This is a genomic window from Micromonospora sp. DT4, from assembly GCF_049841675.1.
Taxonomy (GTDB): domain Bacteria; phylum Actinomycetota; class Actinomycetes; order Mycobacteriales; family Micromonosporaceae; genus Micromonospora.
Genome location: NZ_JBNCKT010000423.1, coordinates 1 through 372 on the forward strand (window position 1 = coordinate 1; position 372 = coordinate 372).

Consider the following 372-nt stretch of genomic DNA (forward strand, 5'->3'; position numbering starts at 1 on the left):
CTGTAATGGTTTGACCAGATCGGCGAGAGTCTCGACAAGGCATGATCATGCCGTTGACGTTGGCTGAACACGTACGACGTTGGCTGAACACGTACGGTGCGCAGGAGGACCTGGTCGCGGGGGAGCGCGGTGATACGCGGCTCGGTTGTGTGTTGTTGCGAAGTTCTACGGCTGGTTCGGTTGGTTTCCGCGTGGTGGGGTGGTGCTTGATTCGGGTGTTGGGTTTTTAACACAGTTCAGGACGCCTCGGGTCAGTTCTTGGAGTTGGTCTACGTTGTTTTCCATGACAGGGAGCTTGCCGAGTTTGGCGATCGCGTCGACCCAGTGTTGTTTCTGTTCGACGGTGAGTTTGTTGCGGTTGTTTTCGATGAA

The 372-nt window shown here is 55.4% G+C and carries 1 protein-coding gene; it reads right to left on the bottom strand.

What is annotated here, in order from left to right:
* Positions 1–165: 165 nt before the first annotated feature.
* On the bottom strand, positions 166–372 hold a 207-nt coding region (locus tag ACLQ24_RS30415; protein WP_425895169.1), incomplete at its 5' end, for a hypothetical protein.